At 59.2% G+C, this 446-nt stretch carries 1 protein-coding gene and 1 pseudogene; both read right to left on the bottom strand.

Annotated features, from left to right (window positions below; genetic code table 11):
- A partial coding sequence (locus tag A3730_RS22345) for an SDR family NAD(P)-dependent oxidoreductase (RefSeq protein ID WP_156501298.1) occupies nucleotides 1-279 on the bottom strand: 279 nt, incomplete at its 3' end.
- A pseudogene (cca, locus tag A3730_RS32090) lies at nucleotides 258-446 on the bottom strand (multifunctional CCA tRNA nucleotidyl transferase/2'3'-cyclic phosphodiesterase/2'nucleotidase/phosphatase); the annotation flags it as partial. The gene A3730_RS22345 and the pseudogene cca, both read right to left, overlap by 22 nt.

The following is a 446-nucleotide window of genomic DNA, read 5'->3' on the forward strand; positions in this document are numbered from 1 at the left end:
GAAGCTGGAGGCATTGTTGACCAGCAGATCCATGCGACCGAAGCAGGCCAGGGCATCATGGGCCAGTTGCCTAACCTGGTCGGGCTTATCCAGATCAGCCTGAATAATCGCCGCGCTATCCGGGCGCGAGCTATTCAGGCTGTCCGCCAGAGCGTGAGCCTCTTGTGCGCTGTTGCGGTAATGAATGATTACCCGCATGCCATTGGCGTGCAGGGTGCGAACGATTTCTGCGCCGATGCGCCGGGCGCTACCGGTAATCAGGGCGACGGGGTCTGCCATGTTTTTTTAAACTCGCTCTTATAGTGGGAAAGTGCATGAATGCGGGCTTTTTCAATGGCCTCGCCCAGTGCCGGTCCTTCGATACCGCTCTGGCGCAGTGCGGCAACATCAATATTGCTGGCTGCCTGCGCCGCGCCACGTAGGTAATCCACCTGGGGGTAGGGGCG

The sequence above is a fragment of the Alcanivorax sp. HI0044 genome (assembly GCF_001634945.1).